Source organism: Caulobacter sp. 05T431 (genome assembly GCF_056665975.1).
This window is the reverse complement of record NZ_JBFTKU010000002.1, coordinates 302274-326523: the sequence shown is the minus strand read 5'-3', so window position 1 is coordinate 326523 and position 24250 is coordinate 302274. Positions and strand designations below refer to the sequence as shown.

Sequence of the window (24250 nt, the reverse complement as noted above, 5' to 3'; positions counted from 1 at the left end):
CCCCCGCATGACCCGTCTCGACAACACCCGCGTCATCCGCCCCGCCACCGGGACCGAGCTTTCCGCCAAGTCCTGGCTGACCGAAGCCCCGCTGCGGATGCTGATGAACAACCTGCACCCCGATGTCGCCGAGCGGCCCGAGGAGCTGGTGGTCTACGGCGGCATCGGCCGCGCCGCCCGCGACTGGGAGAGCTACGACAAGATCGTCGAGACCCTGCGTCGCCTGGACGACGACCAGACGCTCTTGGTTCAATCCGGCAAGCCGGTGGGCGTGTTCCGCACCCACCCCGACGCGCCCCGGGTGCTGATCGCCAACTCCAATCTCGTTCCGCGCTGGGCCAACTGGGAGCACTTCAACGAGCTCGATCGCAAGGGCCTGGCCATGTACGGCCAGATGACCGCCGGCTCGTGGATCTATATCGGGGCCCAGGGCATCGTGCAGGGCACCTACGAGACCTTCGTCGAGATGGGCCGCCAGCACTATGCGGGCGACCTGTCGGGCAAGTGGCTGCTGACCGCCGGCCTGGGCGGCATGGGCGGGGCCCAGCCGCTGGCGGCGGTGATGGCCGGGGCCTCGTGCCTGGCCATCGAGTGCCAGCCTTCGCGGATCGAGATGCGCCTGCGCACCGGCTACCTCGACAAGTCCACCGACAGCGTTGACGAGGCCCTGGCCTGGATCGCGGAGTCCTGCGCCGCCAAGACCCCGATCTCGGTCGGCCTGCTGGGCAACGCCGCCGAGTTGCTGCCGCAGCTGTTCAAGCGCGGCGTCCGCCCCGACCTGCTGACCGACCAGACCAGCGCCCACGACCCGATCAACGGCTACATGCCCGCCGGCTGGACGCTGGAGCAGTGGGCGACCGCCAAGGAACGCGACCCGGCCTCGGTCAACAAGGCCGCCCGCGCCTCGATGGCGGTGCATGTGAAGGCCATGCTCGACTTTCAGGCCGCCGGCGTGCCCACGGTCGACTACGGCAACAACATCCGCCAGATGGCGCTGGAGGAAGGCGTGGCCAACGCCTTCGACTTTCCCGGCTTCGTGCCCGCCTACATCCGCCCGCTGTTCTGCCGGGGGATCGGACCGTTCCGCTGGGCGGCGCTGTCGGGCGATCCGGAGGACATCAGGAAGACCGACGCCAAGGTCAAGGAACTGATCCCCGATAATCCCCACCTGCACCACTGGCTGGACATGGCCGCCGAGAAGATCAAGTTCCAGGGCCTGCCGGCGCGCATCTGCTGGGTGGGCCTGGGCGACCGTCACCGCCTGGGCCTGGCCTTCAATGAGATGGTCGCCTCGGGCGAGCTGAAGGCCCCCGTCGTGATCGGCCGCGACCACCTGGACAGCGGCTCGGTCGCCTCGCCCAACCGCGAGACCGAGGGGATGATCGACGGCTCGGACGCGGTGTCGGACTGGCCGCTGCTGAACGCCCTGCTCAACACCGCCTCGGGCGCCACCTGGGTGTCGCTGCACCACGGCGGCGGGGTGGGCATGGGCTTCTCGCAGCACGCGGGCATGGTCATCGTCTGCGACGGCACCGAGGCGGCGGCCAGGCGGATCGAGCGGGTGCTGTGGAACGACCCGGCCAGCGGCGTCATGCGCCACGCCGACGCGGGCTACGAGATCGCCAAGGACTGCGCGCGGGAGCACGGGCTGGACCTGCCGGGGATTTTGTAAGCCATACTCCCCCTTCCTCCGCTCATCCCGGCGAACGCCGGGACCCAGATCCCATGGCGGAGCGCTGATTGGAGGTGCTCTGCGTCCATGGCGTCAGCCTCAAAGCCATTCCATCTGGGTCCCGGCATTCGCCGGGATGAGCGGGCTAGATAGATGCGCGTCCTGAGAGCCGCCGACCGTGTCGCCACGCCGTGGAAGAACGGCGGCGGCGTCACGCGCGAGGTGACCGCCTGGCCGCCGGGCGCCGACTTGGACGCCTTCGACTGGCGGATCAGCCTGGCCGAGATCGCCGCCGACGGACCGTTCTCGATCTTCCCGGGCGTGGACCGGGTGCTGACGGTGATCCAGGGCGAGGGCCTGCTGCTGACGGTCGACGACCGCATGCTGGCCCTGGACGCCGCCTCCCCGCCCCTGGACTTCCCCGGCGAGGCGCGGGTCGCCGCCCGCCTGACCCACGGCCCGATCAGCGACCTGAACGTGATGGTCCGGCGAGGCGCCTGGCGGGCGCGGACCCGTCGGCTGACCGTGACCGGCGCCAGCGACGTGGCGGCCAAGGCCCGGGTGACCCTGGTCCTGGCCCTGGACCCGCTGCGCATCGTGCGGCCCGGCGGCGCGATCGACCTGGCCCCACTGGATGCGGTCATACTCGAGCACGGCCACTCGCGCCTGAGCCTGGAAGGTCGAGGCCGAACATTGATCTGCGAGATCACGGCCGATCCCGAGCACATCCCACAGTAAAGCTTTGAATAGATCTCGGCATAGGCGAATGCGCGCGCGACCTCGCGCCGCACTGAGTTCGCCACGTCTTTGCCTTATCTGATCGTTAACCGAGCCAACGCTCAACGCTCCGAAACGATCCCCGAAACAAATCCAGGAAGATTTCATGCACGCATCGACAGCGAAGAAACTCGCCCCTCTGGCGCGCGGCGCGCTGGGTCTGGCCCTGGTCTTCGCTCCGATGGTGGTGGCGGCGATGGAGAATCCGCACAACGCCCCGCACGCCACGCCGGCCGTGCAGCGCCTGCTGGCCGACATGGCCGCCAAGCCGCAGAAGCCGGTCCGCAAGGAACTGGTCTGGAGCGGGTCCGACATCGACGGCGACGGCGCGCCCGACTTCGCCAACCCGACCGGCGGCGCCCCGCGCGGCCACGACGAGTTCGGTGACGGCCGGTTCGGCGCCCGCCGCGACGGCGGCTCGCGCGACCACGAGGGTGTCGACTACGTGGCCAAGGCCGGCCAGGACGTTCTGGCCCCGATCTCGGGCTACGTGACCAAGATCGGCTACGCCTACGCCGGCTCCAGCGACCTGAAGTTCGTCGAGATCAGCAACCCGGCCCTCGGCTATGTCGCCCGCGCCTTCTACGTGACCCCCGGCGTCGAGGTCGGCCAGGCCGTCCGCCTGGGCGAGGTGATCGGCACCGACCAGAGCCTGCAGAAGCACTATCCGGGCATCACCAACCACGTGCACCTGGAAGTGATGGAGCCGGGCGGCGAGCGGGTGAATGCGGCGGAGTTGATCACCCGCAAGCTGGTGGTTCAGGCTTAGGTCTCGGCGGCTAACACTTGCCCCCTACGGACCGCTTCGCGGTCGTCTTCCCCCAGAGGGGGAAGAGGCCTGCCGCCGCGCCGCGCGAACCTCCGCCCCCTATGGGGGCGGACAGACGGCGTAGCCGTCAGGTGGGGGCAAGTCAGTGAGCCCCCCTACTTCCTCACGACCACCACCGGCTGCCCCGAGTACGCCACCGTCTGATCCACCGCCTCGAAGTCCACCGGCTTGGCCCCGCCCCCGATGAACCGCACCTTGATCGTCCGGTTCTCGACCATCCCCTTGAAGCTCCCCGACCGCGCGCCGATCGTCAGCCTTCCCGAGGCGTTGTCGAAGCTCATCGGAATCCGGCTCCACGCCCCGCGGGCGTAGCCGTTGCTGAGCCCGTCGTCCTCGTAGAGCTCGAACGTCCCGTCCGCGCCCGTGTAGACCACCACGGTGATCGGGGCGTCGGGCTTCTCGCCCACATACTGCTGGACCACGGTGGTCGGCACGATCGAGCCGGCCCGCACGAACAGCGGCATGCGCGCCAGGGGCGCGTCGGCATTGATCGTCTGGCCGCCCTTGAAGGCCTTGCCGGTCTCGAAGTCGTACCAGGACGCGCCGGCCGGTAGGTAGACCTGCCGCGAGCGCGCCTTGAACTCGGTCACCGGCGCGACCAGGAACGCCTTGCCGAACAGGTACTCGTCGTTGACGTCGCGCGCCTTCAGGTCGGACGGGAAGTCCATGACCAGGCCGCGCATGATGCTGCCGTCGCGCTGATAGGTGTCGGCGGCCAGGGTGTAGACGTAGGGCATCAGCCGGTAGCGGAGCTCGTCGTACCAGGCCAGGGCCTTGTAGACCTCGGTCCCCTCGTCGGCGAGGTTGTAGATCTCGCGGTACGGGAACTCGCCGTGGCTGCGGAACAGCGGGCTGAAGGCGCCGAACTGGAACCAGCGCAGGTTCAGCTCCTGCCACTCGGCCCAGTGGGCCGGGTCCTTGTTGGTGTAGCGGTCCTCCACCGAGAAGCCGCCGATGTCGGTGGTCCAGTTGGGCACGCCCGACATCGACAGGTTCACCCCGGCCGAGATCTGGTCCTTCAGGTCGTCCCAGCGGGCCACCACGTCGCCGCTCCACAGGGCCACGCCGTTGCGCTGGATGCCGCCGAAGCCCGAGCGCGACAGGATGAAGCTGCGCTTGTCGGGGTTCAGCGCGCGCTCGCCCTCGAACACGCCGGTGGTGTGGATCAGCGGGTAGGAGTTGAAGAACTCCGCGCCCGGCCCGATCGCCGTCGGTCCCATGCGTAGCGTGCGCTCGGGGATGTCGAGGTTGGAGTGCATGTCCGGCTCGTCGCTGTCCATCCACCAGGCGTCGACGCCGAAGCCCTTCAGGCTGTCCTTGACCTGGCGCCAGTAGATGTCGCGGGCCTCCTTGGAATAGGGGTCGTAGAACGAGTTGGCGTAGCCCGGTCCCACCCAGTCCACCGCGCCCTGCTCTAGGTTGCGGTGATACATGTGGCCCTTGGCGTCCAGCTCCTTGAAGTGCTCCGTGGTCGGATAGAACTTCGGCCAGATCGAGATCATGAAGTGGGCGTTCAGGTCGTGGACCTGGTCGATCATGCCCTTGGGGTCGGGGAAGCGCGTCTCGTCGAACTTGTGGCTGCCCCAGCTGTCGTCCTTCCAGTAGCGCCAGTCCTCGACGATGTTATCGAGCGGAAGCTTGCGGGCCCGGTACTGCTTGACCACGTCCAGCAGTTGGTCGGCGGTCTCGTAGCGCTGGCGGCTCTGCCACAGGCCGTAGGCCCAGCGCGGCATCAGCACCGCGTCACCCGTCAGGTCGCGATAGCCGGCCACCACCTGGTCCAGGTTCGCGCCGCCCACGTAGTAGTAGTCGACGGCGTGGGCGACCTCGGAGGTGAAGGTCAGCGAATGCTGGTCCGCCGCCGGGATCGGATTGTTGTGCAGCAGGGCGATGTAGCCGTCGTTGGGCTCCCACTCGACGCGGATCTTGTGGCGGGTCCCCGGCTTCATCGGGGCGGTGAAGTTGTGGAACCACGGGTTCCAGTTCTGCCGCCAGCGGTCGATCGCCAGCTTGCCGTCGACGGAGAGCTTGGCGTAGCTGCTGGAATACAGCTTGAACTTCTGGACGCCGGCGACCGAGGCCTCGACCGAGCCCTCCCAAACCACGCGCGCGCCCTTGAGCGGCTTCTTGTCCGGACCAGTCAGCTCGGCCGGCCAGTTGGGCAGGTCCTTCAGGTAGCGGTAGTTGATGTCGGCTTCGGTGCGGGTGAACTTCAGCTCGTTCCCAACATAGTACCTGGCCGTGAAGCCGCCCGGCTTGCCGGCCGCGTCGAAGATCTTCAGGTCGCGCGAGGCCAGGTCGTAGGGCGTGGGGTCGCCGAAGCGGGTGATGCCGTTGTTCTCCCACAGCAGGCCGTAGTTGCGGGTGGACAGCACGAACGGGATGGCGATGTCGCGGTTGTACTGGGCCAGTTCGACGTCCTGGCCATTGTAGTTCATCTGGCCGTTCTGGTGCTGGCCCAGGCCGTAGAAGGCCTCGTCCGTGCCTGGATTGAACTGCTGGCTGACGCCGTAGAAGGTCTTGCCGTCGATGGTCTCGGTCTTGAACGGACGGCGGCCGTTCTCGGCGAGCACCAGCTTGCCGGTCTCGTCACGGAAGCTGACCGCGCCGCTGGCCAGCGACACTTCCGCGCTCGCCTTGCCGGCCTTGACCACGACCTTGCCGGCTGCTTCCTCGACGGTGAAGGCGCCGGTGGGCTTGGCGGTGACCATCAGGCTGGCCGGGACGTCCAGGCTGTCGGTCGGGGTGGCGGTGACATGGATCACGCGCTGGCCCATCACCTGCAGCCGCACCTTCATGGCCGGGCCCGAGGCCGGGGTGACGATCACCCCGTCGGCGGTCTTCTCGAAGGCGCCGTCCAGGGCGAACGCGCTGGTCGAGGCCAGCAGGGCCAGGGCGAAGCCGGCGGCGAAGGTCTTCGACAGGATGCGCATCAGGTCTTCCCTATGATTTCTATTTTTGTTTCCGCTCATCCCGGCGAATGCCGGGACCCAGATCCCATGGCGGTGTGTCGGGTTGGAAGAGCTCAGAGCTTTTGGCGTCGGGCCCACAGCCATTCCATCTGGGTCCCGGCATTCGCCGGGATGAGCGGTTGAAAGGGTCGGTTCAGTAGGTTGCGAGTTTCACTTTGAGCACCTGCGGCAGGGTGGTCAGGTTCAGGCCGTAGTCGACCTGGTCGCCGTTCCACAGGCGGTCGAACACCCACTGGCCCTTCTCGTCGAAGTGGCCTTCCTCGACCCGGGACATCATGAAGCGCTCGCCCTTGGCCGAGCCGAAGGTGACGCGGGCGCGATAGCCGGTGACCAGGAACTCGTTCGCCGACAGCCGGGCGATCAGGGCGCCGCCGTCGGGGACCGCGCGGTTGGGCTGCTTCTCGGCCTTGGACATCCAGGGGGCCTCGATCGAGCCGAACTGCCATTCGCCGTACGAGACGGTGGCGGTCCAGCGGTCGCCCAGCTTCAGGGTCTCGGCCTTGCGGTCGTCCGCCTCGCCCGCGCCCCAGACGTCACCGGTGAACGACAGCTTGGCCCACTCGCGGGCCATCGGGGCCAGCAGACGGTAGTGGACGCCGAAGTTCTCCAGCGCCTCGGCGTCGACCTGCTTGGCGCCCAGCGGATAGTTGGAATAGCCGGTGTAATCCAGGCCGAACGGCGAGAAGCCGATCCCATGGCGGCCCAGCACGTCGTAGACGTGGCGGGCGAAGCCCTTGTCGCTGCCGATCTCGGGCACGAACAGGGCGTTGTCGGGGCGGCCGTACTGCTCCAGCGTCTTGCGGACATTGGCGCTTTCGCGCTGGTAGATGTCGGGCGCGATGGCGTCGATCGAGGGCGCGGCGGCCTTCCAGACGTCCAGCACGTTCCAGGTCGGGCCGCCCGACGAGTAGGTGTAGGGATCCTGGTAATTGAAGGGGTCGCGCAGGGCGGCGTTGACGTACATCGGCAGCGGCAGTTCGCGCTTGCCGGCGGCGGCCACCTCGTCGACGAACCGGCCGATCGACCAGGCGTGGAAGAACTCGTCGGCGTCCTTGCCGAACACCTGGCTCCAGGTCCCCGGCTTCTTGCCCATCGCCTTCACCAGCGTCGCCGGCACGGGGCCTTCGAACAGCTTCTGGGCGGTCGGCGAATAGTCGCGGACGGCGCTGTAGGTGCCGGTCTCGTTCTCGGGCTGGACCATGATCACGGTGTGGTCAGGATCGGCCGTCTTCAGGTGGCGCATCAGGGCCACGAAGGCCTTCTTGTCGGCTTCCAGCGTGGCGGGGAAGTGCGGCGACAGCGAGTTGCGCGTCTCGCCCTTGGCGGTGATCACCCGCGGGAAGCGCTTGTTGTCCAGCTTGACCCATTCGGGCGCGTACTGCGGGCCGTTGTTCTTCCAGGTGGCGAACCACAGGATCACCAGCTTGGTGTCGTTCTCACGGGCCTGCTTCAGCAGTTCGTCGACATACGAGAAGTCGAACTGGCCCTCGACCGGTTCGATCTGCTCCCAGGCGACCGGGATCTCCAGGGTGTTGGCGTGCATCGCCTTCACCGCCGGCCACACCTTGGGCAGCTGCGATGGGTAGTTGGCCGCGTTGTTGGCCTGGACGCCCAGCATCAGGAACGGCGCGCCGTCCACCATCAGGGCGTGGCGGCCGTCCTTGGCGACCAGCTTGGGCAGGTCGGCGGCGGCGCCCGGCGTGGCGGCCAGGACGCCGCACAGGGCCGTGGCCGCGACCAGGGCCGACAGGAAAGGCCGAGGGCGGGTGCGCCCGGTCCGGACTCGATGCTGGATCCGCAAGTGTCGCCTCCCTCTGGGCCGTCTTGCGCCGGGCGAACCTCGGCGTGACAGCGCTGTTACCGTTATCAGAAGTATAAGTATGATAATTGACTGGCAAGCCTCCCAGGCCTGCCTAGATCGGATCGGCCTTGCAGTGCCGGGCGATGAACTCGTCGTGGGTCAGCAGCCGGTCGGCGATGTGGTTCATCTTGTCCCGCACATTGGCCAGGGCCCGCTGGACGTCGGCCAGCGGCGGCACGTCGGCCAGGCGGTCGTAGTCGCGGGGTTCGACGCCCTGCCCCAGGAACACCGCCACCCAGCTGGGCTCGGCGAACAGCTGGTCGTCGAAGCGGGCCACCTTGCCGCGCTCGCGGAACAGCTCGATCTTGTGGGTCAGACTGTCGGGCAGCGCCATCCGCCGGCAGTAGCGCCACAGCTCGGTGTCGTCCCGCTCCGTGGCCCGGTAGTGCAGGACGATGAAGTCGCGGATCTGCTCGTATTCGATCTTCGACAGGCGATTGTACTCGTCCACCGCCGCCGCGTCGTAGGTGCGGGTGGGCAGCAGCGAGATCAGCCGCATCACGCCCGTCTGGATCAGGTGGATGCTGGTCGACTCCAACGGCTCCATGAAGCCGCTGGCCAGGCCCAGGGCCACTACGTTCCGGTTCCAGGCCTGCTTGCGCCGGCCGGTGACGAAGCGCAGCAGCCGGGGCTCGGCGCGCGGCGCGCCGTCGAGGTTGGCCATCAGGGTGGCGGCGGCCTCGTCGTCGCTGATGAATGGGCTGGAATAGACGTAGCCGTTGCCGGTGCGGTGCTGCAGCGGGATGCGCCACTGCCAGCCGGCCGTCCGAGCGGTCGAGCGCGTGTAGGGCGTCAGCGGCGTGACGCTGTCGCAAGGCACGGCCAGGGCGCGGTCGCAGGGCAGCCAGTGCGTCCAGTCCTCGTAGCCGGTCTTCAGCGTCTGCTCGATCAGCAGCCCGCGGAAGCCCGAGCAGTCGATGAAGAAGTCGCCCTCGATCCGCTTGCCGCCCTCCAGCTCTACCGCCTCGATGAAGCCGTCGGACTGGCGCTGCTTGACCTCGACGATCTTGCCCTCGGTCCGCCGGACGCCGCGCTTCTCGGCGTAGTCGCGCAGGAAGCGGGCGTAGAGGCCGGCGTCGAAATGATAGGCGTAGGCCAGCGGCGGCACGCCCGGCGGCAGCTCGCTGGGCGCGATGACGAACTTGCCCTTGCGCGCCGCGACCGCCGACATGGCGTAGTCGCAGATGTCGCTGGTGTCGCCGTGGCGGCGCAGCCGCCCCCAGTAGTGATGGAAGCCCACGCCCTCGATCGCCATGCCGATGGGGCCGAACGGGTGGATGTAGCTGTGCCCAAGCCGCTTCCAGTCGCGGAACTCGATGCCCAGCTTGAAGGTGGCCTGGGTCTTCTTGACGAAGTCGATCTCGTCGATGCCCAGCAGGCTGTTGAGGAACTGGATCGGCGGGATGGTGGCCTCGCCGACGCCGACCGTGCCGATCTCGTCGGACTCGACCAGCTCGATCTCGCCCACCCGCCCCTTGAGGGCGTGGGCCAGGGCGGCGGCCGCCATCCAGCCGGCCGTGCCTCCCCCGACGATGACGAACTTGAACGGCTGCTCGGTCATGGCGCGGATTTTCCGTCGTTGCGTGCTCGCCCAGGCTAGCGGGTTCCGCAGCCGGCGCGACGTATAAAAAGGCCCCCGCCCCGTCCCGGATGACCGGGCCGGAACGGGGGCCGCTTAGGGTCTCGCGATCGGGACCTTAGAAGGTGCCGCGCAGGACGATCGAGTAGCGACGATCGGCGACGACCCAGTTGTGCTTGGTCAGGCCTTCCTCGGGACGGCCGGGATAGCTGACCAGGATCCGGGTCTCGGAGTTCGTCAGGTTGGCCGCCTGGAAGCCGATCTTCAGCGCGTCGTTGACGGTGTAGAAGACCGAGCCGTCCAGCTGGCCGTAGTCGTCGTACCAGGCCGGGATGTTGATGTTCGCGGCCGTGGTCGTCAGCAGGTAGCGTTCACGCCAGTTGTAGGCCAGGCGGGCCGAAACCTTGCCCAGGTCGTACAGGCCGGCGACGTTGTAGCTGTTCGGCGACAGCCCCTCGAGCGGCAGCTCGTCGTCGTGCGCCGAGATGTTGCCGGTCTGGTTGGTGTCGTACGGGTTGGACGCCGCGTTGCGCGTGCCCTTGCTGTCGACGTGGGTGTAGTTGGCCTGCACGCCCAGGCCGCGCAGGGCGCCCGGCAGGAAGTCGAAGTACTGCTGGTAGGCGACTTCGAAGCCTTTGATGGTGCCGTGGCCGGCGTTGTACGGCTGGATCACCTGCACCGGACGGGTCACCCCGTTGTTGGTGAAGTTGATGACGGTCGAGCCGTTGGTGATGAAGTTGTAGATGTCCTTGTAGAACAGCGTCGCCGTCAGGCTGCCGGTCGAGTTGAAGTACCACTCGTACGACAGGTCGAACTGGGTCGAGCGGGTGGGCTTCAGGTCCGGGTTACCGGCGTTGGCCGCGTACTGGTAGACGCAGTTCGCCAGTTGGCCCGTCGGGATGGTGGTCGAGCAGGTCCCGCCGGTCACGAAGCCGTTGGTGGCCGAGATCGTGTAGTTCGGCTGCAGCTGCTGGAAGTCCGGACGGACGATGGCCTTGGCCGCCGCGAAGCGGACGAACATGTCCGGCGTGATCTTCAGGCGCACGTTCAGGCTGGGCAGGACGTTCACATAGTCCTGGCCGCCCTTGTTCGGGCTCTTGGCGCCGTTCGCGAACGCCTGGTCGGCGGCCGGGATGTTGGCGTTGCTGGCGCTGCTGGAGGCGTTGTTGGCCGTGAAGACCTGCAGGCCCTGGCTGGCGCTCTCGGTCTTGACGATGCGGATGCCGAAGTTGCCGTCGATCTCGCGCTGGTCGCCCCACAGCGTGACGTCATGGCCGAACCGCAGCAGGCCGAAGCCCGCCAGGGTCTCTTCCTTCTGGTGGTTGGTGCTGCCCTTGCCGCCGCACGAGCTCTGGTCCTCGAAGTCGCCGTTGAAGGGGCACCAGCTGCCGCCGTTCGCCTGGGCGATCCGGTACAGCAGCTTGGAGGTGTCGCCGTAGTTGTTCACGAAGGCCGCGCTCGGCATGACGAACGTCGCCGGCAGGTGGGCCTTGCCGCGGAAGTAGTTGTCGAACGGATAGAGGCCGTAATAGGCCTGATAGCCGTCCAGCTTGTCGATCGACGGGGCCGACCAGCTGGGAGCCACGGTGTCCCAGCGATACGAGGTTTCGCGGGTGGTGGCCTGACGGAAGGTGTGGCGCACGCCGAAGCGGAACGACTTCAGCCAGCCGCCGTCGTCGAAGCGGTAGTCGCCGTCGAAACGCTCGGCCCACTCGGCCGCCTCGTTGCGGTCGTGGTGGTCCATCGCCGCGATCAGGTAGTAGCTGGCCGGGTTGGACGTGTAGGCCTTGTCGTTGTTCATGGTGATCACCGGCAGCTTGCCGGTGACATCCAGGCTGGCCGGGGCGGCGTCGCCGCTCAGCGCGTTGAACGCGGTGTTATCGACGGTCTTGGTCTTGGCGTAGACGTACTGGATGTCGCCGCTGAACGTCCACTTGTCGTTGGGCGTGAACTTCACGTTCAAGGCGTAGTCGGACGTGACCGAGCTGCGGTCGGCGTAGCGGGTGTCGATGGTCGACGACCCCAGGCTGGTGCCATCCTGGCTGGAGGCCAGGGTACCCTTCAGGAAGTGGCCGTTGGAGTCGTAGGTGAAGTCGGTGCCCAGGGCTTCGCCGTTGGACGAGCCGGGGTTGAAGCCGACCGCGTGCTCGGTCGAAGCTTGCGAGGCCGACGAGCGCAGGAACTGCAGGCTGGCGTCCCACTGGTCGTTCGGGCGCCATTGCAGGGCGGCCGCGATGCCCTTGCGCTCGCGCTCGTAGTCCAGGGTGCGGTAGCCGAAGCCGCCGGGGACGTAGACCGTCTTGCCGGCCACCAGGTTGGTGCGGGCGAAGTACGGGTCGACCGAGATGGTGTCGGTGCGGCTGGACAGCTTGGAGTCGGACAGGTCGACCAGGAAGCCGACCTCGCCGATGCTGGTGTCCCAACGATCGCTGTACAGGACCGAGCCGCTGGGCTCCCACTTCTTGGACAGGTCGCCCCAGCTGCTGTCGAGCGAATAGGCCAGGATGCGCTTGCCGCTGTCGAACGGCAGGCGGGTGCGCAGGTTGACGGTGCCGCCGACGCCGCCTTCGATGATGTCGGCCGAGGGGTTCTTGTAGACGTCGACGCCGGACATCAGTTCGGGCGGCACGTCCTCGAAGCTCAGGGTGCGGCCGGCCTTTGCCGAGAAGCTGTCGCGGCCGTTCAGTTCGCCGCGGACCCAGCTCAGGCCGCGAACCTGCACGCCGCTGCCTTCGACCGAGATGCGGTCGGCGTCGCGACCGTCGGCGGTGCGGCCGATGGTGACGCCCGAGACACGCTGCAGGGCTTCGGTGACCGAACGGTCCGGGAGGGCGCCGATGTCGGTGGCGGTGATCGAGTCGACCAGCTGCTCGGCGTTCTGCTTCAGCTTCTGGGCCGATTGCAGGGCGGCGCGCTGGCCGGTGACGACCACTTCCTCGACCGTGTCGGCCGCCGGGGCGGGAGCCGCCTGGGCGAAGGCGACCGCGGGCAAGGCGCCGCAGAGGACAAGCGCCGAGGCGCCCATGAACATGACGTTGCGACGAGAATTACAAAGCGGCATTCCGGTTTCCTTCCCCCAGATGAGATCCGTCCCAGCGCTCTAAGGGCGCCGGTGACGTGCGCCGCGCACGGCGGTCACACGATCTGAGGGGACCTTTAGTCATATAAGTGCTACTTACAAGACCAAATTGATAGCGCTATCAATTTGACGGGCCGGGCGCGACTTTTGGGCCACGCCGGACCCAAACCCCTGTGAATCCACGACGTTTGCAACCATCATTATTATACTATAAATGAAGCCCCATCGGACGCGAGTTGCGCTGTCCGTGGCGTCAGGGAAGAACATGGGTCAGGGAAACGGGGGCGGCAGGTTCCGCAGCGGTCACAGCTACGGGAAGCTGGATCGTGACGGCTTTATCCATCGCAGCTGGATGAAGAGCCAGGGCCTGCCGGACGACGTGTTCGACGGGCGGCCGGTGATCGGCATCTGCAACACGTGGTCGGAGATCACCCCCTGCAACGCGGGCCTGCGCGACATCGCCGAGCACGTGAAGCGCGGCGTGTGGGAGGCCGGCGGCCTGCCCCTGGAATTCCCCGCCATGTCGCTGGGCGAGACCCAGATGCGGCCCACCGCCATGCTGTTCCGCAACCTGCTGGCCATGGACGTCGAGGAATCGATCCGCGGCAACCCGATCGACGGCGTCGTGCTGCTGGGCGGCTGCGACAAGACCACGCCGGGCCAGATGATGGGCGCGGCCAGCGTCGACCTGCCCACCATCGTCGTCTCCACCGGCCCCATGCTGAACGGCAAGTTCCGCGGCAAGGACATCGGCTCGGGCACCGACGTGTGGAAGTTCTCCGAGGCCGTGCGGGCCGGCGAGATGACCCTGCCGGAATTCATGTCGGCCGAGAGCGGCATGAGCCGCTCGCCCGGCACCTGCATGACCATGGGCACCGCCTCGACCATGGCCGCCATCGTCGAGGCCATGGGCATGAGCCTGCCCTACAACGCCTCGATTCCCGCCGTGGACGCCCGCCGCGCGGCCATGGCCCACCACACCGGCCGGACCATCGTGCGCATGGTGCATGACGGCCTGACCATGTCGCAGGTGGCCACCCGCGCCGCCTTCGAGAACGCCCTGCGCGTCCACGCCGCGATCGGCGGCTCGACCAACGCGGTGGTCCACCTGCTGGCCCTGGCCGGCCGCCTGGGCGTCGAGCTGGCGCTCGAGGATTTCGACAACCTGTCGCGCGACGTGCCCCTGCTGGTCGACCTGCAGCCGTCGGGCCGCTTCCTGATGGAAGACCTGCACTACGCCGGCGGCCTGCCAGCGGTGATGAAGCAGATGTCGCCGTTCCTGAACCCCGAGGCCCTGACCATCTCGGGCCAGCGGATCGGCGAGCAGTACGAGAAGGCCGAGGTGTTCAACGCCGAGGTCATCCGCAGCCTGGAAGCCCCGGTGAAGCCCGACAGCGGCATCTGGGTGCTGCGCGGCAACCTCGCCCCCGGCGGCGCGGTGATGAAGCCCAGCGCGGCCAGCCCGGAACTCTTGAGCCACAAGGGCAAGGCCGTGGTGTTCGAGACCATCGAGGACTTCAAGGCCCGCATCGACTCGCCCGAGCTGGAGGTCGACGAGACCTCGATCCTGGTGCTCAAGGGCTGTGGTCCCAAGGGCTATCCCGGCATGCCGGAAGTGGGCAACATGCCCCTGCCGACCAAGCTGCTGGAGAAGGGCGTCAAGGACATGGTCCGTATCAGCGACGCCCGGATGAGCGGCACGGCCTTCGGCACGGTGATCCTGCACGTCTCGCCCGAGTCCGACGCCGGCGGACCGCTGGCCGTGGTCCGCAGCGGCGACGAGATCGAGCTGAACGGCCCTGCCCGCTCGCTGAACCTGCTGATCTCCGACGAGGAACTGGCCGGCCGCCTGGCCGCGTGGAAGGCCAATCCGCCCGCGCCCAAGGCGACGCGCGGCTACGCCAAGCTGTACATCGACCACGTGCTGGGGGCCGACAAGGGCGCGGACCTGGACTTCCTGGTCGGCGCCAGCGGCTCGGTCGTGACGCGCGAGTCGCACTAGATGAACCCGATGGATTCCTCGGTCACGATCTTCGGCGACTGGGGCACCTCGCGCCTGCGACTCTATCTGCGCCAGGGCAAGAGCGTGCTGGACCGCCGCGACGGACCGGGCATCGGGGCGCTGAACGGCGCTTCGCCGCGCGAGGCGTTCCTGGACCTGGTCGGCGACTGGCGTGAAGCCGGTCCATCGCTGGTCCTGCTGTGCGGTATGGTCGGCTCGCGCAACGGCTGGCAAGAGGCGGCCTACGCGCCCTGCCCGGCCGGCGCCGGCGACATCCGCGAGCGCCTGCTGCACATCGACGCCGACGGCCTGCCGGTGGCCATCGTGCCGGGCCTGTCATGCCGCAACGCCTTGGGCGGTCCGGACGTGATGCGCGGCGAGGAGACCCAGATCCTGGGCGCCCTCGAACTGGACCCCGCCCTCAAGCGCGGTCGCCACCTGCTGGCCCTGCCCGGCACCCACACCAAGTGGGTCGCGGTCGAGGACGGCCGCATCGCCGGTTTCGTCACCGCCCCGGTCGGCGAGCTCTACGCCCTGCTGCGCGAGCACTCGATCCTGGCCAAGGCCGCGCCCGGTGATGATCCGGAGTCCGCCGAAGGCTTCGCCCTGGGCGTGGCCCGCATCGCCGAGCAGGGCGCCGCGCGCCTGCCGCACCTGATCTTCGAGACCCGCAGCCGCCAGCTGATCGACGGCCTGCCCAAGGCCGACGCCATGGGCTTCCTGTCGGGCCTGCTGCTGGCCGCCGACGTGGCGGCCACGGTCGACTGGTTCGGCGCGCTGGGCCAGGTCTCGCTGATCGGGGCCCCGACGCTGAGCGCCCTCTACGCCCAGGCCATCACCGCCTTCGGCGGGACCAGCGTGGCGGTCGACGGCGATTCCGCCGTCCTGGCCGGCCTTTCGGTCCTGTCGCCGACCACTAGTGGAGTTCACGTCGTTGCCTAACACGCCCCCCATCGTCGCCATCCTGCGCGGCGTGAAGCCCGACGAGGTCCTCGACATCGCCGCCGCCCTGGTCGAAGCCGGGATCGAGGCCATCGAGGTGCCGATGAACTCGCCCGAGCCGCTGGTCAGCATCGGCAAGCTGTGCGCCGCGTTCGGCGACAAGGCCCTGTGCGGGGCCGGCACGGTGCTGTCGCCCGAGGTGGTCGACCAGGTGGCCGGCGTCGGCGGCAAGCTGATCGTCACGCCCAACATCGACACCGACGTCATCCGCCACGCCGTGGGCCTGGGCCTGACCGTCATGCCCGGTTTCGCCACGCCCAGCGAGGCCTTCGCCGCCGTCAAGGCCGGCGCCCGCTCGCTGAAGCTGTTCCCGGCCGGCACCTTCGGCCCCGGCCACATCAAGGCCGTGCGCGACGTGCTGCCCAAGGACGTCAGCGTCTACGCCGTGGGCGGCGTCGGCGCGGCCAATCTGGAGCCCTGGATCAAGGCCGGGGTCGCCGGCATCGGCGTGGGCGGCGAGCTCTATCGTCCGGGCTACACGGCCGACGAGGTCGGCGCCCGGGCCAAGGCCCTGGTGGCGGCCTGGGCCGAACAGACCACCCAGTAACAAGCGTCCGCGTCGGAACAAGAACACGGCCCAAAGGGGGGACCCCAGTGAGAACCATCGATTTCGTCATCCTGGCGATCTACGCCGTCGCCATCTTCGGACTGGCCCAGTGGGTCAGCCGCGACAAGGGCGGCCACCAGAAGGACTCCACCGACTACTTCCTGGCCGGCAAGGCCCTGCCCTGGTGGGCGATCGGCGCCTCGCTGATCGCCGCCAACATCTCGGCCGAGCAGATCATCGGCATGAGCGGCTCGGGCTACGCCCTGGGCCTGGCCATCGCCTCCTACGAATGGATGGCGGCCCTGACCCTGCTGATCGTCGGGAAGTTCTTCCTGCCGATCTTCCTGAAGAACAACATCTCGACCATGCCGCAGTTCCTGGAGCAGCGGTACGGACCCAGCGTGCGCAACCTGATGGCCTGGTTCTGGCTGGGCCTCTACGTGTTCGTGAACCTGACCTCGATCCTGTGGCTGGGCTCGATCGCCGTGCACACGGTGACGGGCGTCGACCAGATGACCGCCCTGATCATCATCGGGGTCTTCGCCCTGGCCTATCAGATGTGGGGCGGCCTGAAGGCCGTGGCCCTGACCGACATCGTCCAGGTGGCCCTGCTGATCACCGGCGGCCTGATCATCGTCTACCTGTCGCTGACCAAGATCGGCCACGGCGACGTCCTGGCCGGCTTCAACCACCTGACGACCCAGTTCCCCGAGAAGTTCGACATGATCCTCTCGAAGGACAACCCGCACTACAAGGACTTGCCTGGCCTCAGCGTCCTGTTCGGCGGCCTGTGGGTCATGAACGTCAGCTACTGGGGCTTCAACCAGTACATCATCCAGCGCGCCCTGGGCGCCAAGGACATCGCCGAAGCCCAGAAGGGCATCGCCCTGGCCGCCTATCTGAAGCTGCTGATGCCGGTGATCGTGGTGCTGCCGGGCATCGCCGCCCTGGTGCTGGTCCCGGGCCTGGCCAAGCCCGACCAGGCCTATCCGGAGATGATGAAGCTGCTGCCGCCCGGCGTGCTGGGCCTGGTGTTCGCCGCCCTGGTGGCCGCGATCGTCGCGTCGCTGGCCGCCAAGATCAACTCGATCGCCACCATCTTCACCCTGGACGTCTACGCCAAGGTCAAGAAGGACTCGACCGAGCGCCATCTGGTCACCGTGGGCCGCGTCACCGCCGTCGTGGCGGTGGTCATCGGCATCCTCACCGCCCGGCCGCTGCTGGGCGGCGCCGAGCAGGCCTTCCAGTTCATCCAGGAGTTCACGGGCTTCTTCACTCCGGGCATCGTGGTGATCTTCATCCTGGGCCTGTTCTGGAAGCGCGCCTCCACCGCCGGCGCCCTGACCGCCGCCGTCGGCTCGGCCGTACTGTCGGCGGTGTTCTGGAAGCTCCAGGACCTGGGCATCTACACCATGCCCTTCATGAACCGGGTCGGCGTGGTGTTCCTCGCCTCGCTGGTCGCCGCCGTCCTGGTCTCGCTGGTCGCGCCCCAGAAGAAGGAGGTCAACGTCGTGTCGCTGGAGGGGGTCAGCTACAAGACCACCACCGGCTTCAACATCGCCGGCCTGGGCGTGATCCTGATCCTGATCGCGCTCTACGCCACCTGGTGGTGACGTCGCGGACGGCGTGTCCACCGGTGTCCACGCATGTCTGAAGCGCAAAGCCCCGTCACGCGAGTGTGGCGGGGCTTTCGTCTTTGACATGATTGTTCCGGGCGTGAACGAAGCACGCTACACAAGGTCAGACCTATTTAGACGACGACCGATTTCAAGAAGCGTTTTGGGGGCGACAACTTGGTGATCCGTACGCAGCCGGGCCTCAGTCTGACCTATGGACTCGTCGAGTCCCTGGGCCAGGCCATCGTCACCGGCGAATACGCCGCGGTCGGCTTCCCCACCGAAGGCGAACTGTCCAAGCAGTTCGGCGCCAGCCGCACCGTCACGCGCGAAGCGGTCAAGATGCTGACGGCCAAGGGCCTGCTCAGCGCCCGCCCCCGCCACGGCACCGTGGTCGAGCCCGAGAACGAGTGGAACCTGCTGGACCCCGACGTCCTGCGCTGGATGCTGGAGCGCAAGTTCAGCCTGCGCCTGCTGGCCGAGTTCACCGAGATGCGCTTGGGGATCGAGCCCGCCGCCGCCGCCCTGGCCGCCCGCAACGCCGACGAGACCGGGCTGGAAGGCATCCGCAAGGCGCTGAACCGCATGAAGGCCGCCGCCGGGGGCGAGGACGACCCGCTGTCGGCCGACATCGCCTTCCACGTGGCCATCCTCAACGCCACCAAGAACCCGTTCTATCGCGACCTGCACGAGCTGGTGAACACCGCCCTGCGGATCTCGATCCGCTTCACCAACCGCATCAAGGGCCGCACCGCCTCGATCCCATCGCACGAGGACGTGGCCGACGCGATCATGGCCCGCGACGCCGTGGCGGCCCAGAAGGCCATGCAGGTGATCATCGTCGACGTGCTGGAGCTGATCCGCGCCGCCTCGCCGGACACCGAGTCGGTGGAAGCCCGCCGCGACGCCTGATGGGGCGTTGCGCGCCGGCCGTTTCCGGGCAATGCTGACAGCGTTGTCACGTGAAAGCCCGCAGAGGCTCGAGGAAACGTCATGTCCAAGTCCCTCAAGGCCCGAGCCCAAGCCCTGACCGTGGGCGCCCTGACCGCCTGCGCCCTCCTGTCCGCCCTGGCCGCGACGCCGGCCAATGCGCGCGAGATCTCGGCCCAGGACCAGGTCAAGGCGATGACTCGCGGGATCAACGTCCTGGGCTACGACCCGATCTGGAAGGACCCGGCCAAGGCCCGCTTCCAGATGCGCCACTTCAAGGTCATCAAGGACGGCGGCTTCGACGCGGTGCGGCTGAACCTGCACGCCTTCTCGCACATGGACGCCGACAACCGGCTGGACCCGGCCTGGCTGGCCACCCTGGACCAGGCGGTCAAGGCCGCCCTGGACCAGAAGCTGACCGTCATCCTGGACGAGCACAATTTCGGCGACTGCGGCAATGATCCGGCCACCTGCAAGCCCAAGCTGATCGCCTTCTGGAAACAGGTCGGCGAACGCTACAAGGACGCGCCCGACAAGGTGGTGTTCGAGCTGCTGAACGAGCCGAACAAGGGCCTGACCGACGACCTCTGGAACAGCTGGATCGCCGAGCTGCTGCCGGTGGTCCGCGCCTCCAACCCGACCCGCAACGTGATCGTCGGCCCGGCCTTCTGGAACAACATCAGCCACCTGCCCCAGCTGAAGCTGCCGGAGGGCGACCGGCACCTGATCGCCACCGTCCACTACTACCTGCCCATGGAGTTCACCCACCAGGGCGCGTCGTGGAATCCCGACACGCCCAAGACCGGCGTCACCTGGGGGACGCCGGCAGAGCGCGCGCGGATGAAGGCCGACTTCGACGGCGTCCAGGCCTGGGCCAAGGCCAACCGCCGACCGATGCTGATGGGCGAGTTCGGCGCCTACGACAAGGGCGACATGGCCTCGCGCGCCGCCTACACCGCCGCCGCCGCCCGCGAGGCCGAAGCGCGCGGCTGGGCCTGGGCCTACTGGCAGTTCGACAGCGACTTCATCGCCTACGACATCAAGGCCGACGCCTGGGTGGCGCCGATCCACGACGCGCTGGTTCCGAAATAACCACTAACGTTGTCATCCCGGAAAGCGCGGGGCGCGACAACGGTCGTGACGGATGACAAGAACCCCGTTTCGCGCCATCCATCCCGCTTCCGTATCCCCTCCCCAGGACCCTCCCCGTGCAGAAGCCCTACGTCGCCGCCGACACCCGCTATGACGCCATGCCCTATCGCCGCACCGGCCGCAGCGGCCTGGACCTGCCGGCGATCTCGCTGGGGCTGTGGCAGAACTTCGGCGGCGCCGACGTGTTCGAGACCGGCCGCGCCATCCTGCGCCGCGCCTTCGACCTGGGCGTCACCCACTTCGACCTGGCCAACAACTACGGCCCGCCCTACGGCTCGGCCGAGGAGAACTTCGGCAAGGTCATGGCGACCGACTTCGCCGCCCACCGCGACGAGCTGGTGATCTCGACCAAGGCCGGCTGGGACATGTGGCCGGGGCCGTACGGCGGGATCGGCGGCTCGCGCAAGTACCTGATCGCCAGCTGCGACCAGAGCCTCAAGCGCATGGGCCTGGACTATGTCGACATCTTCTACTCGCACCGGGTCGACCCCACGACGCCGCTGGAGGAGACCATGGGCGCCCTGGCCCACCTGCACCGGCAGGGCAAGGCGCTGTACGTCGGGATCTCGTCCTACTCGCCCGAGCTGACCCGCCAGGCCCACGCCATCCTCAAGAGCGAGGGCGTGCCCCTGCTGATCCACCAGCCGTCCTATTCGATGCTGAACCGCTGGATCGAGGACAGCCTGCTGGACACCCTGGAGGACCTGGGCGTGGGCTGCATCGCCTTCTCGCCCCTGGCCCAGGGCATGCTGACCAACAAGTACCTGGGCGGCGTGCCGCAAGACTCCCGCGCGGCCAAGGCCGGCTCGCTGGGCGGCCATCTGCTGAGCGACGACAACATCGCCCGCATCCAGGCCCTGAACGAGATCGCCAAGGCCCGCGGCCAGAGCCTGGCCCAGATGGCCCTGGCCTGGGTGCTGCGCGACCCGCGCGTCACCTCGGCCCTGATCGGCGCACGCACCGTGGCCCAGCTGGAGGACTCGCTGGCCGCGCTGGACACCCTGGGCTTCACGGCCGAGGAGCTGGCGGAAATCGACCGCCACGCCACCGAGGGCGCCATCGATCTGTGGAAGATTTCGTCTAACCTCGCGGCCGCGGACCTGCCCAAGGGCTGACCGCACCTTGCGGTAGAGTGGTTTCGGAATACAATCAGCCCATGAACTCGGGGGCCGACGGCTTGGACCGGACAGTGAGCGGTATGGACCGACTGACGCCGCGTGAGCGCGATTGCCTGCGCCTCGTGGACGAGCATCTCAGCTCCAAGGAGATCGCCCGTCGTCTCGGCCTGTCCAAGCACACCGTCGACTGGCACCTGGACAAGGCGCGCCGCCGCCTGGGCGCCGCCGACCGCTACGAGGCGGCGCGGCTGCTCTCGCCCCGGAACCAGGCTTCGGCGGGGGCCGCCCCCCCTCCGATCGCGTCGGGGTCCGACGCGACGGGACTAGCCCCTCCCCCGCCCCCTGCTCATCCTTCCTACACATCTCCCGTCGAGGCCGCGCGGCTCCCCGCCGCGGACCGCGACACCGAGGAAGGAACAGCACGTGCCGCCACTCACGGACTCCCAGAAGGACGCGATCGACCAGGCGCTGAGCCTGCGCCGCGACGCCCTGAACTTCCACAAGGCGTGGCCGACCCTGAACTCGCAGGACGAGCGGGTGCCGGCCTTCACCTGGTCCGAGCTGGAACGTCAGCTCGCCAGCCTGGCGGCGACCGCCCAGAGCGCCCTGATGGCGTCGGACCTGGTCAGCGCGACGCGGAAGCAGGCCAATTTCAAGCCGCCGGAAATGGTGCTGAGGGAGATCCTCTGCGTGGCCGGCGCCCTGATGGACGAGAGCTTCGGCCGTTCGGAAATTGGGGAGGCCCCAATGACCTGACCATCGGCCAACGGCTGGCCCTGATCGCCGCCATGATGCTCGCGACCGCCTTCGCGTTCGGTTCCCTGCTGGCTGGCCTGCACGCCCTTCGGGGTCTGTTCTAGCCCTCCGCTCCCGAGCGCTCTCCACACCTCCACCCCAGATGACGCGCCGTCCTGCGGCGGCGCGAGGAGAACCGTCATGCTCAAGGAACGCCGTCACGCCGCCGAAGCCGTGGCCGAAGCCCTGTTCGCCGCCGAGAAGGCGATCGACGCGGCCATCGCCAGCACCGCCGCCCTGACCACCCTGATGCCGGCCTCGCGGGAAGCCGCGAACCTGTCGGTGATGGTCGGCCAGGACGCCCTGATCAGCGCGATCGAGACGATGCGCGCCCTGGGCGTGGCCCGCCAGAACATCCTCGAAACCCACCAGGGCCTCAGCAAGGCCCAGCACGACATCGGCCTCTCGGCCGTTTCCTTCGGCGGCGGCGGCAAGAAGCCGCCCCCCAGCCTGATCGGCAGCCTGCGGGCGGTGCCGACCGCGCGCGAAGTCGCCTGAACCCTCCCCCCTCAGGCCTCGCGCCGCGGGCCCGATCATGCACCCCCACATGTGATCGGGCCCGCGAACTGCGGGATCGTTCTAGCCGGATCGGCTTCGATCCCGGATCAGGTTAAGCTGGCGGTCCGACGCGCCGCCGGACCTCGCCAAGAAACGCCCCAGATGTACGTCCAGACCCTCGACCAGCTGTTCAGCCTCGCCGTGCTGCTGACCTGTTGCGGGCTCGCCGTCTGGCGCGGACGCTGGGTCGAGCGGGTCGCCGCCGCGGCGATGGCCGCCGCCTGGTTCGCCAGCCCCCTCGTCCAGGACGACACCCAGACCCTCGGCGCCCAGGGCGGCGTGCTGGCGGTCGACGTCCTGCTGCTGCTGGTCCTGCTGTACCTGGCCCTCACCGCCGACCGCTGGTGGACCATGGCCGCCGCGGCCTTCCAGGGCGTCGCCGCCCTGGTCCATCTGGCCGCCGCGATCGACAAGCAGATCATCCCCCGCGCCTACTACGTGGCCGGCAGCCTGCTCAGTTATCTGGTGATGGGCGCCCTTCTCGTCGGCGCCTGGAACGCCGGCCGACGGGAAAAGCCGCGCCCGGACGGCCTGGCCTGACCTCCAGGCGTCGCCTTACGATCATTTAATCCGGTGAACGGCGTTTCTCGGTTAGAAGGCTCCTGGCTGTTCAAACAATCGGAGCTGAGGTGGTCGTGCATCAACGGATCAAACAACGCGGCCTGCGTTCGACTGCGTTACCCGTGGTGCTCTGCATCGGCGCCCTGGGGCTGTCCGCGTGCGACCATGGCGACAAGGCCAAGGCCAAGACGACGTCCAAGCCCTCCCAGGCGGCCAGCCAGACCGTCGGCGTCGCCCCGGTCGTCACCCAGGCCCTGCCGCGCACGATCAACGCCTCGGGCACCGTGTCGGCCTGGGAAGAGGTGCCCGTCGGCGCCGAGACCGGCGGCCTCACCGCCGTGGCCGTCAATGTCGAGGAAGGCCAGATGGTCCGGCAGGGCCAGGTCCTGGTCCAGCTGAACGACACAGTCCTGCGCGCCCAGCTGGGTCAGGCCGAAGCCTCGGTCACCAGCGCCAAAGCCACCCTGGCTGAGGCCGAGGCCGCCCTGCGCCGCTCGCGCGAGCTGCAGCAGAAGGGCTACCTCTCCGCCTCCGCCCTGGACACCGCCACGGCCCGCCAGCAGACGGCCGCCGCTCAGGTGTCGTCGGCCGTCGCCGCCCGCGGCGAGATCGCCGCCCGCGTCGCCCAGGCCTCGATCCGCGCCCCGGTCTCGGGCCTGATCAGCAAGCGCAGCGTCACCAAGGGCCAGATCGTCTCGATGGGCAGCGAGCTGTTCCGCATCGTCCGGGACGGCCGCCTGGAGCTGAACGCCGAGATCCCCGAGACCGACCTGGCCCTGGTCCGCGCGGGCATGCCCGCCCAGATCACCTCCGAACAGGTGGGCACGGTCAGCGGCAGCGTGCGACTGGTCAATTCCGAGGTCGATCCGGCCAGCCGCCTGGGCGTGGCCCGGGTGGCCCTGTCGTCGATGGGCGGGTTCCGCCCCGGCATGTTCGCCCGCACGCAGATCAACGCCGGCGCCCAGCCGGCGGCGACCGTGCCGACCGCCGCCCTGCTGTATCGCGAGAACAACGCCGGCGTGTTCGTGGTCGACGCCCAGAACCGCGCCCACTTCCGCCGCGTCCAGATCGTGGCCCGCACCGCCGGCAGCACGGCCACCACCGGCCTGGCCGAGGGCGAGCGCGTGGTCGTGCAGGGCGCCGGCTTCCTGGGCGAAGGCGACCGCGTCCGTGTCGCCGCCCCGGCCAAGCGCTAGGGTG

General features: G+C 68.4%; 18 protein-coding genes and 1 pseudogene. 15 read left to right on the top strand and 4 right to left on the bottom strand.

Annotated elements, in window-relative coordinates:
* Positions 1 to 7 precede the first annotated feature (7 nt).
* The 3 genes from hutU (at position 8) to AC1U89_RS03260 (ending at position 3218) form a co-directional block, all read left to right on the top strand.
* Positions 8 to 1672 (top strand): urocanate hydratase, encoded by a 1665-nt coding sequence (gene hutU, locus AC1U89_RS03270; protein ID WP_479898245.1) that lies wholly within the window; start codon positions 8 to 10, stop codon positions 1670 to 1672.
* Positions 1673 to 1825: 153 nt separating this feature from the next.
* A complete protein-coding gene (locus AC1U89_RS03265; protein ID WP_479898243.1) occupies positions 1826 to 2410 on the top strand; it encodes a HutD/Ves family protein in 585 nt (194 codons plus the stop codon).
* 145 nt (positions 2411 to 2555) lie between these two features.
* Positions 2556 to 3218, top strand: a complete 663-nt coding sequence (locus AC1U89_RS03260; RefSeq protein ID WP_479898241.1) for a M23 family metallopeptidase — start codon at positions 2556 to 2558, stop codon at positions 3216 to 3218.
* A gap of 155 nt (positions 3219 to 3373) precedes the next feature.
* Here AC1U89_RS03260 and AC1U89_RS03255 read toward each other — a convergent pair whose 3' ends face one another.
* From AC1U89_RS03255 to AC1U89_RS03240, 4 genes are all read right to left on the bottom strand, one after another.
* A complete protein-coding gene (locus AC1U89_RS03255; RefSeq protein ID WP_479898239.1) occupies positions 3374 to 6250 on the bottom strand; it encodes a TIM-barrel domain-containing protein in 2877 nt (958 codons plus the stop codon).
* 133 nt (positions 6251 to 6383) lie between these two features.
* A complete protein-coding gene (locus AC1U89_RS03250) occupies positions 6384 to 8051 on the bottom strand; it encodes a DUF5597 domain-containing protein (protein WP_479898238.1) in 1668 nt (555 codons plus the stop codon).
* A gap of 112 nt (positions 8052 to 8163) precedes the next feature.
* Positions 8164 to 9672, bottom strand: a complete 1509-nt coding sequence (locus AC1U89_RS03245; protein WP_479898237.1) for a tryptophan halogenase family protein — start codon at positions 9670 to 9672, stop codon at positions 8164 to 8166.
* 136 nt (positions 9673 to 9808) lie between these two features.
* Positions 9809 to 12751, bottom strand: a complete 2943-nt coding sequence (locus AC1U89_RS03240) for a TonB-dependent receptor (protein WP_479898236.1) — start codon at positions 12749 to 12751, stop codon at positions 9809 to 9811.
* Positions 12752 to 13034: 283 nt separating this feature from the next.
* Between AC1U89_RS03240 and AC1U89_RS03235 the strand changes: the two genes are divergently transcribed.
* The 12 genes and pseudogenes from AC1U89_RS03235 to AC1U89_RS03180 all read left to right on the top strand — a co-directional run bounded on the left by AC1U89_RS03235 (position 13035) and on the right by AC1U89_RS03180 (position 24246).
* Positions 13035 to 14771, top strand: coding sequence for an IlvD/Edd family dehydratase (locus AC1U89_RS03235; protein WP_479898234.1), 1737 nt, complete (start codon positions 13035 to 13037; stop codon positions 14769 to 14771).
* A gap of 9 nt (positions 14772 to 14780) precedes the next feature.
* Entirely contained in the window at positions 14781 to 15713 is a 933-nt protein-coding gene (locus tag AC1U89_RS03230; protein ID WP_479898233.1) for a 2-dehydro-3-deoxygalactonokinase, read from the top strand.
* Positions 15706 to 16320, top strand: coding sequence for a 2-dehydro-3-deoxy-6-phosphogalactonate aldolase (locus AC1U89_RS03225; protein ID WP_479898232.1), 615 nt, complete (start codon positions 15706 to 15708; stop codon positions 16318 to 16320). Before AC1U89_RS03230 ends, AC1U89_RS03225 begins: the two co-directional genes overlap by 8 nt.
* Positions 16321 to 16367: 47 nt before the next feature.
* On the top strand, positions 16368 to 17933 hold the full coding sequence (locus AC1U89_RS03220) for a sodium/sugar symporter (RefSeq protein ID WP_479898231.1): 1566 nt from the start codon (positions 16368 to 16370) through the stop codon (positions 17931 to 17933).
* A 186-nt stretch (positions 17934 to 18119) separates the two neighbouring features.
* Positions 18120 to 18848, top strand: coding sequence for a FadR/GntR family transcriptional regulator (locus tag AC1U89_RS03215; RefSeq protein ID WP_479898357.1), 729 nt, complete (start codon positions 18120 to 18122; stop codon positions 18846 to 18848).
* Positions 18849 to 18929: 81 nt separating this feature from the next.
* The gene (locus AC1U89_RS03210) at positions 18930 to 19958 is read left to right on the top strand and encodes a glycoside hydrolase family 5 protein (RefSeq protein ID WP_479898230.1); all 1029 of its coding nucleotides are present in this window, start codon (positions 18930 to 18932) and stop codon (positions 19956 to 19958) included.
* A 158-nt stretch (positions 19959 to 20116) separates the two neighbouring features.
* The gene (mgrA, locus tag AC1U89_RS03205; RefSeq protein WP_479898356.1) at positions 20117 to 21133 is read left to right on the top strand and encodes an L-glyceraldehyde 3-phosphate reductase; all 1017 of its coding nucleotides are present in this window, start codon (positions 20117 to 20119) and stop codon (positions 21131 to 21133) included.
* A 41-nt stretch (positions 21134 to 21174) separates the two neighbouring features.
* Positions 21175 to 21375 (top strand): annotated as a pseudogene (locus tag AC1U89_RS03200) (helix-turn-helix domain-containing protein); the annotation flags it as partial.
* A gap of 184 nt (positions 21376 to 21559) precedes the next feature.
* Positions 21560 to 21892, top strand: coding sequence for a hypothetical protein (locus tag AC1U89_RS03195; protein ID WP_479898229.1), 333 nt, complete (start codon positions 21560 to 21562; stop codon positions 21890 to 21892).
* 180 nt (positions 21893 to 22072) lie between these two features.
* The gene (locus AC1U89_RS03190) at positions 22073 to 22429 is read left to right on the top strand and encodes a hypothetical protein (RefSeq protein WP_029913614.1); all 357 of its coding nucleotides are present in this window, start codon (positions 22073 to 22075) and stop codon (positions 22427 to 22429) included.
* A gap of 162 nt (positions 22430 to 22591) precedes the next feature.
* Positions 22592 to 23029 (top strand): hypothetical protein, encoded by a 438-nt coding sequence (locus AC1U89_RS03185; RefSeq protein ID WP_479898227.1) that lies wholly within the window; start codon positions 22592 to 22594, stop codon positions 23027 to 23029.
* Positions 23030 to 23172: 143 nt separating this feature from the next.
* Positions 23173 to 24246 carry an efflux RND transporter periplasmic adaptor subunit gene (locus tag AC1U89_RS03180; protein WP_479898226.1) on the top strand — a complete coding sequence of 358 codons (1074 nt, stop codon included), beginning with the start codon at positions 23173 to 23175 and terminating at the stop codon, positions 24244 to 24246.
* Positions 24247 to 24250: the final 4 nt, after the last annotated feature.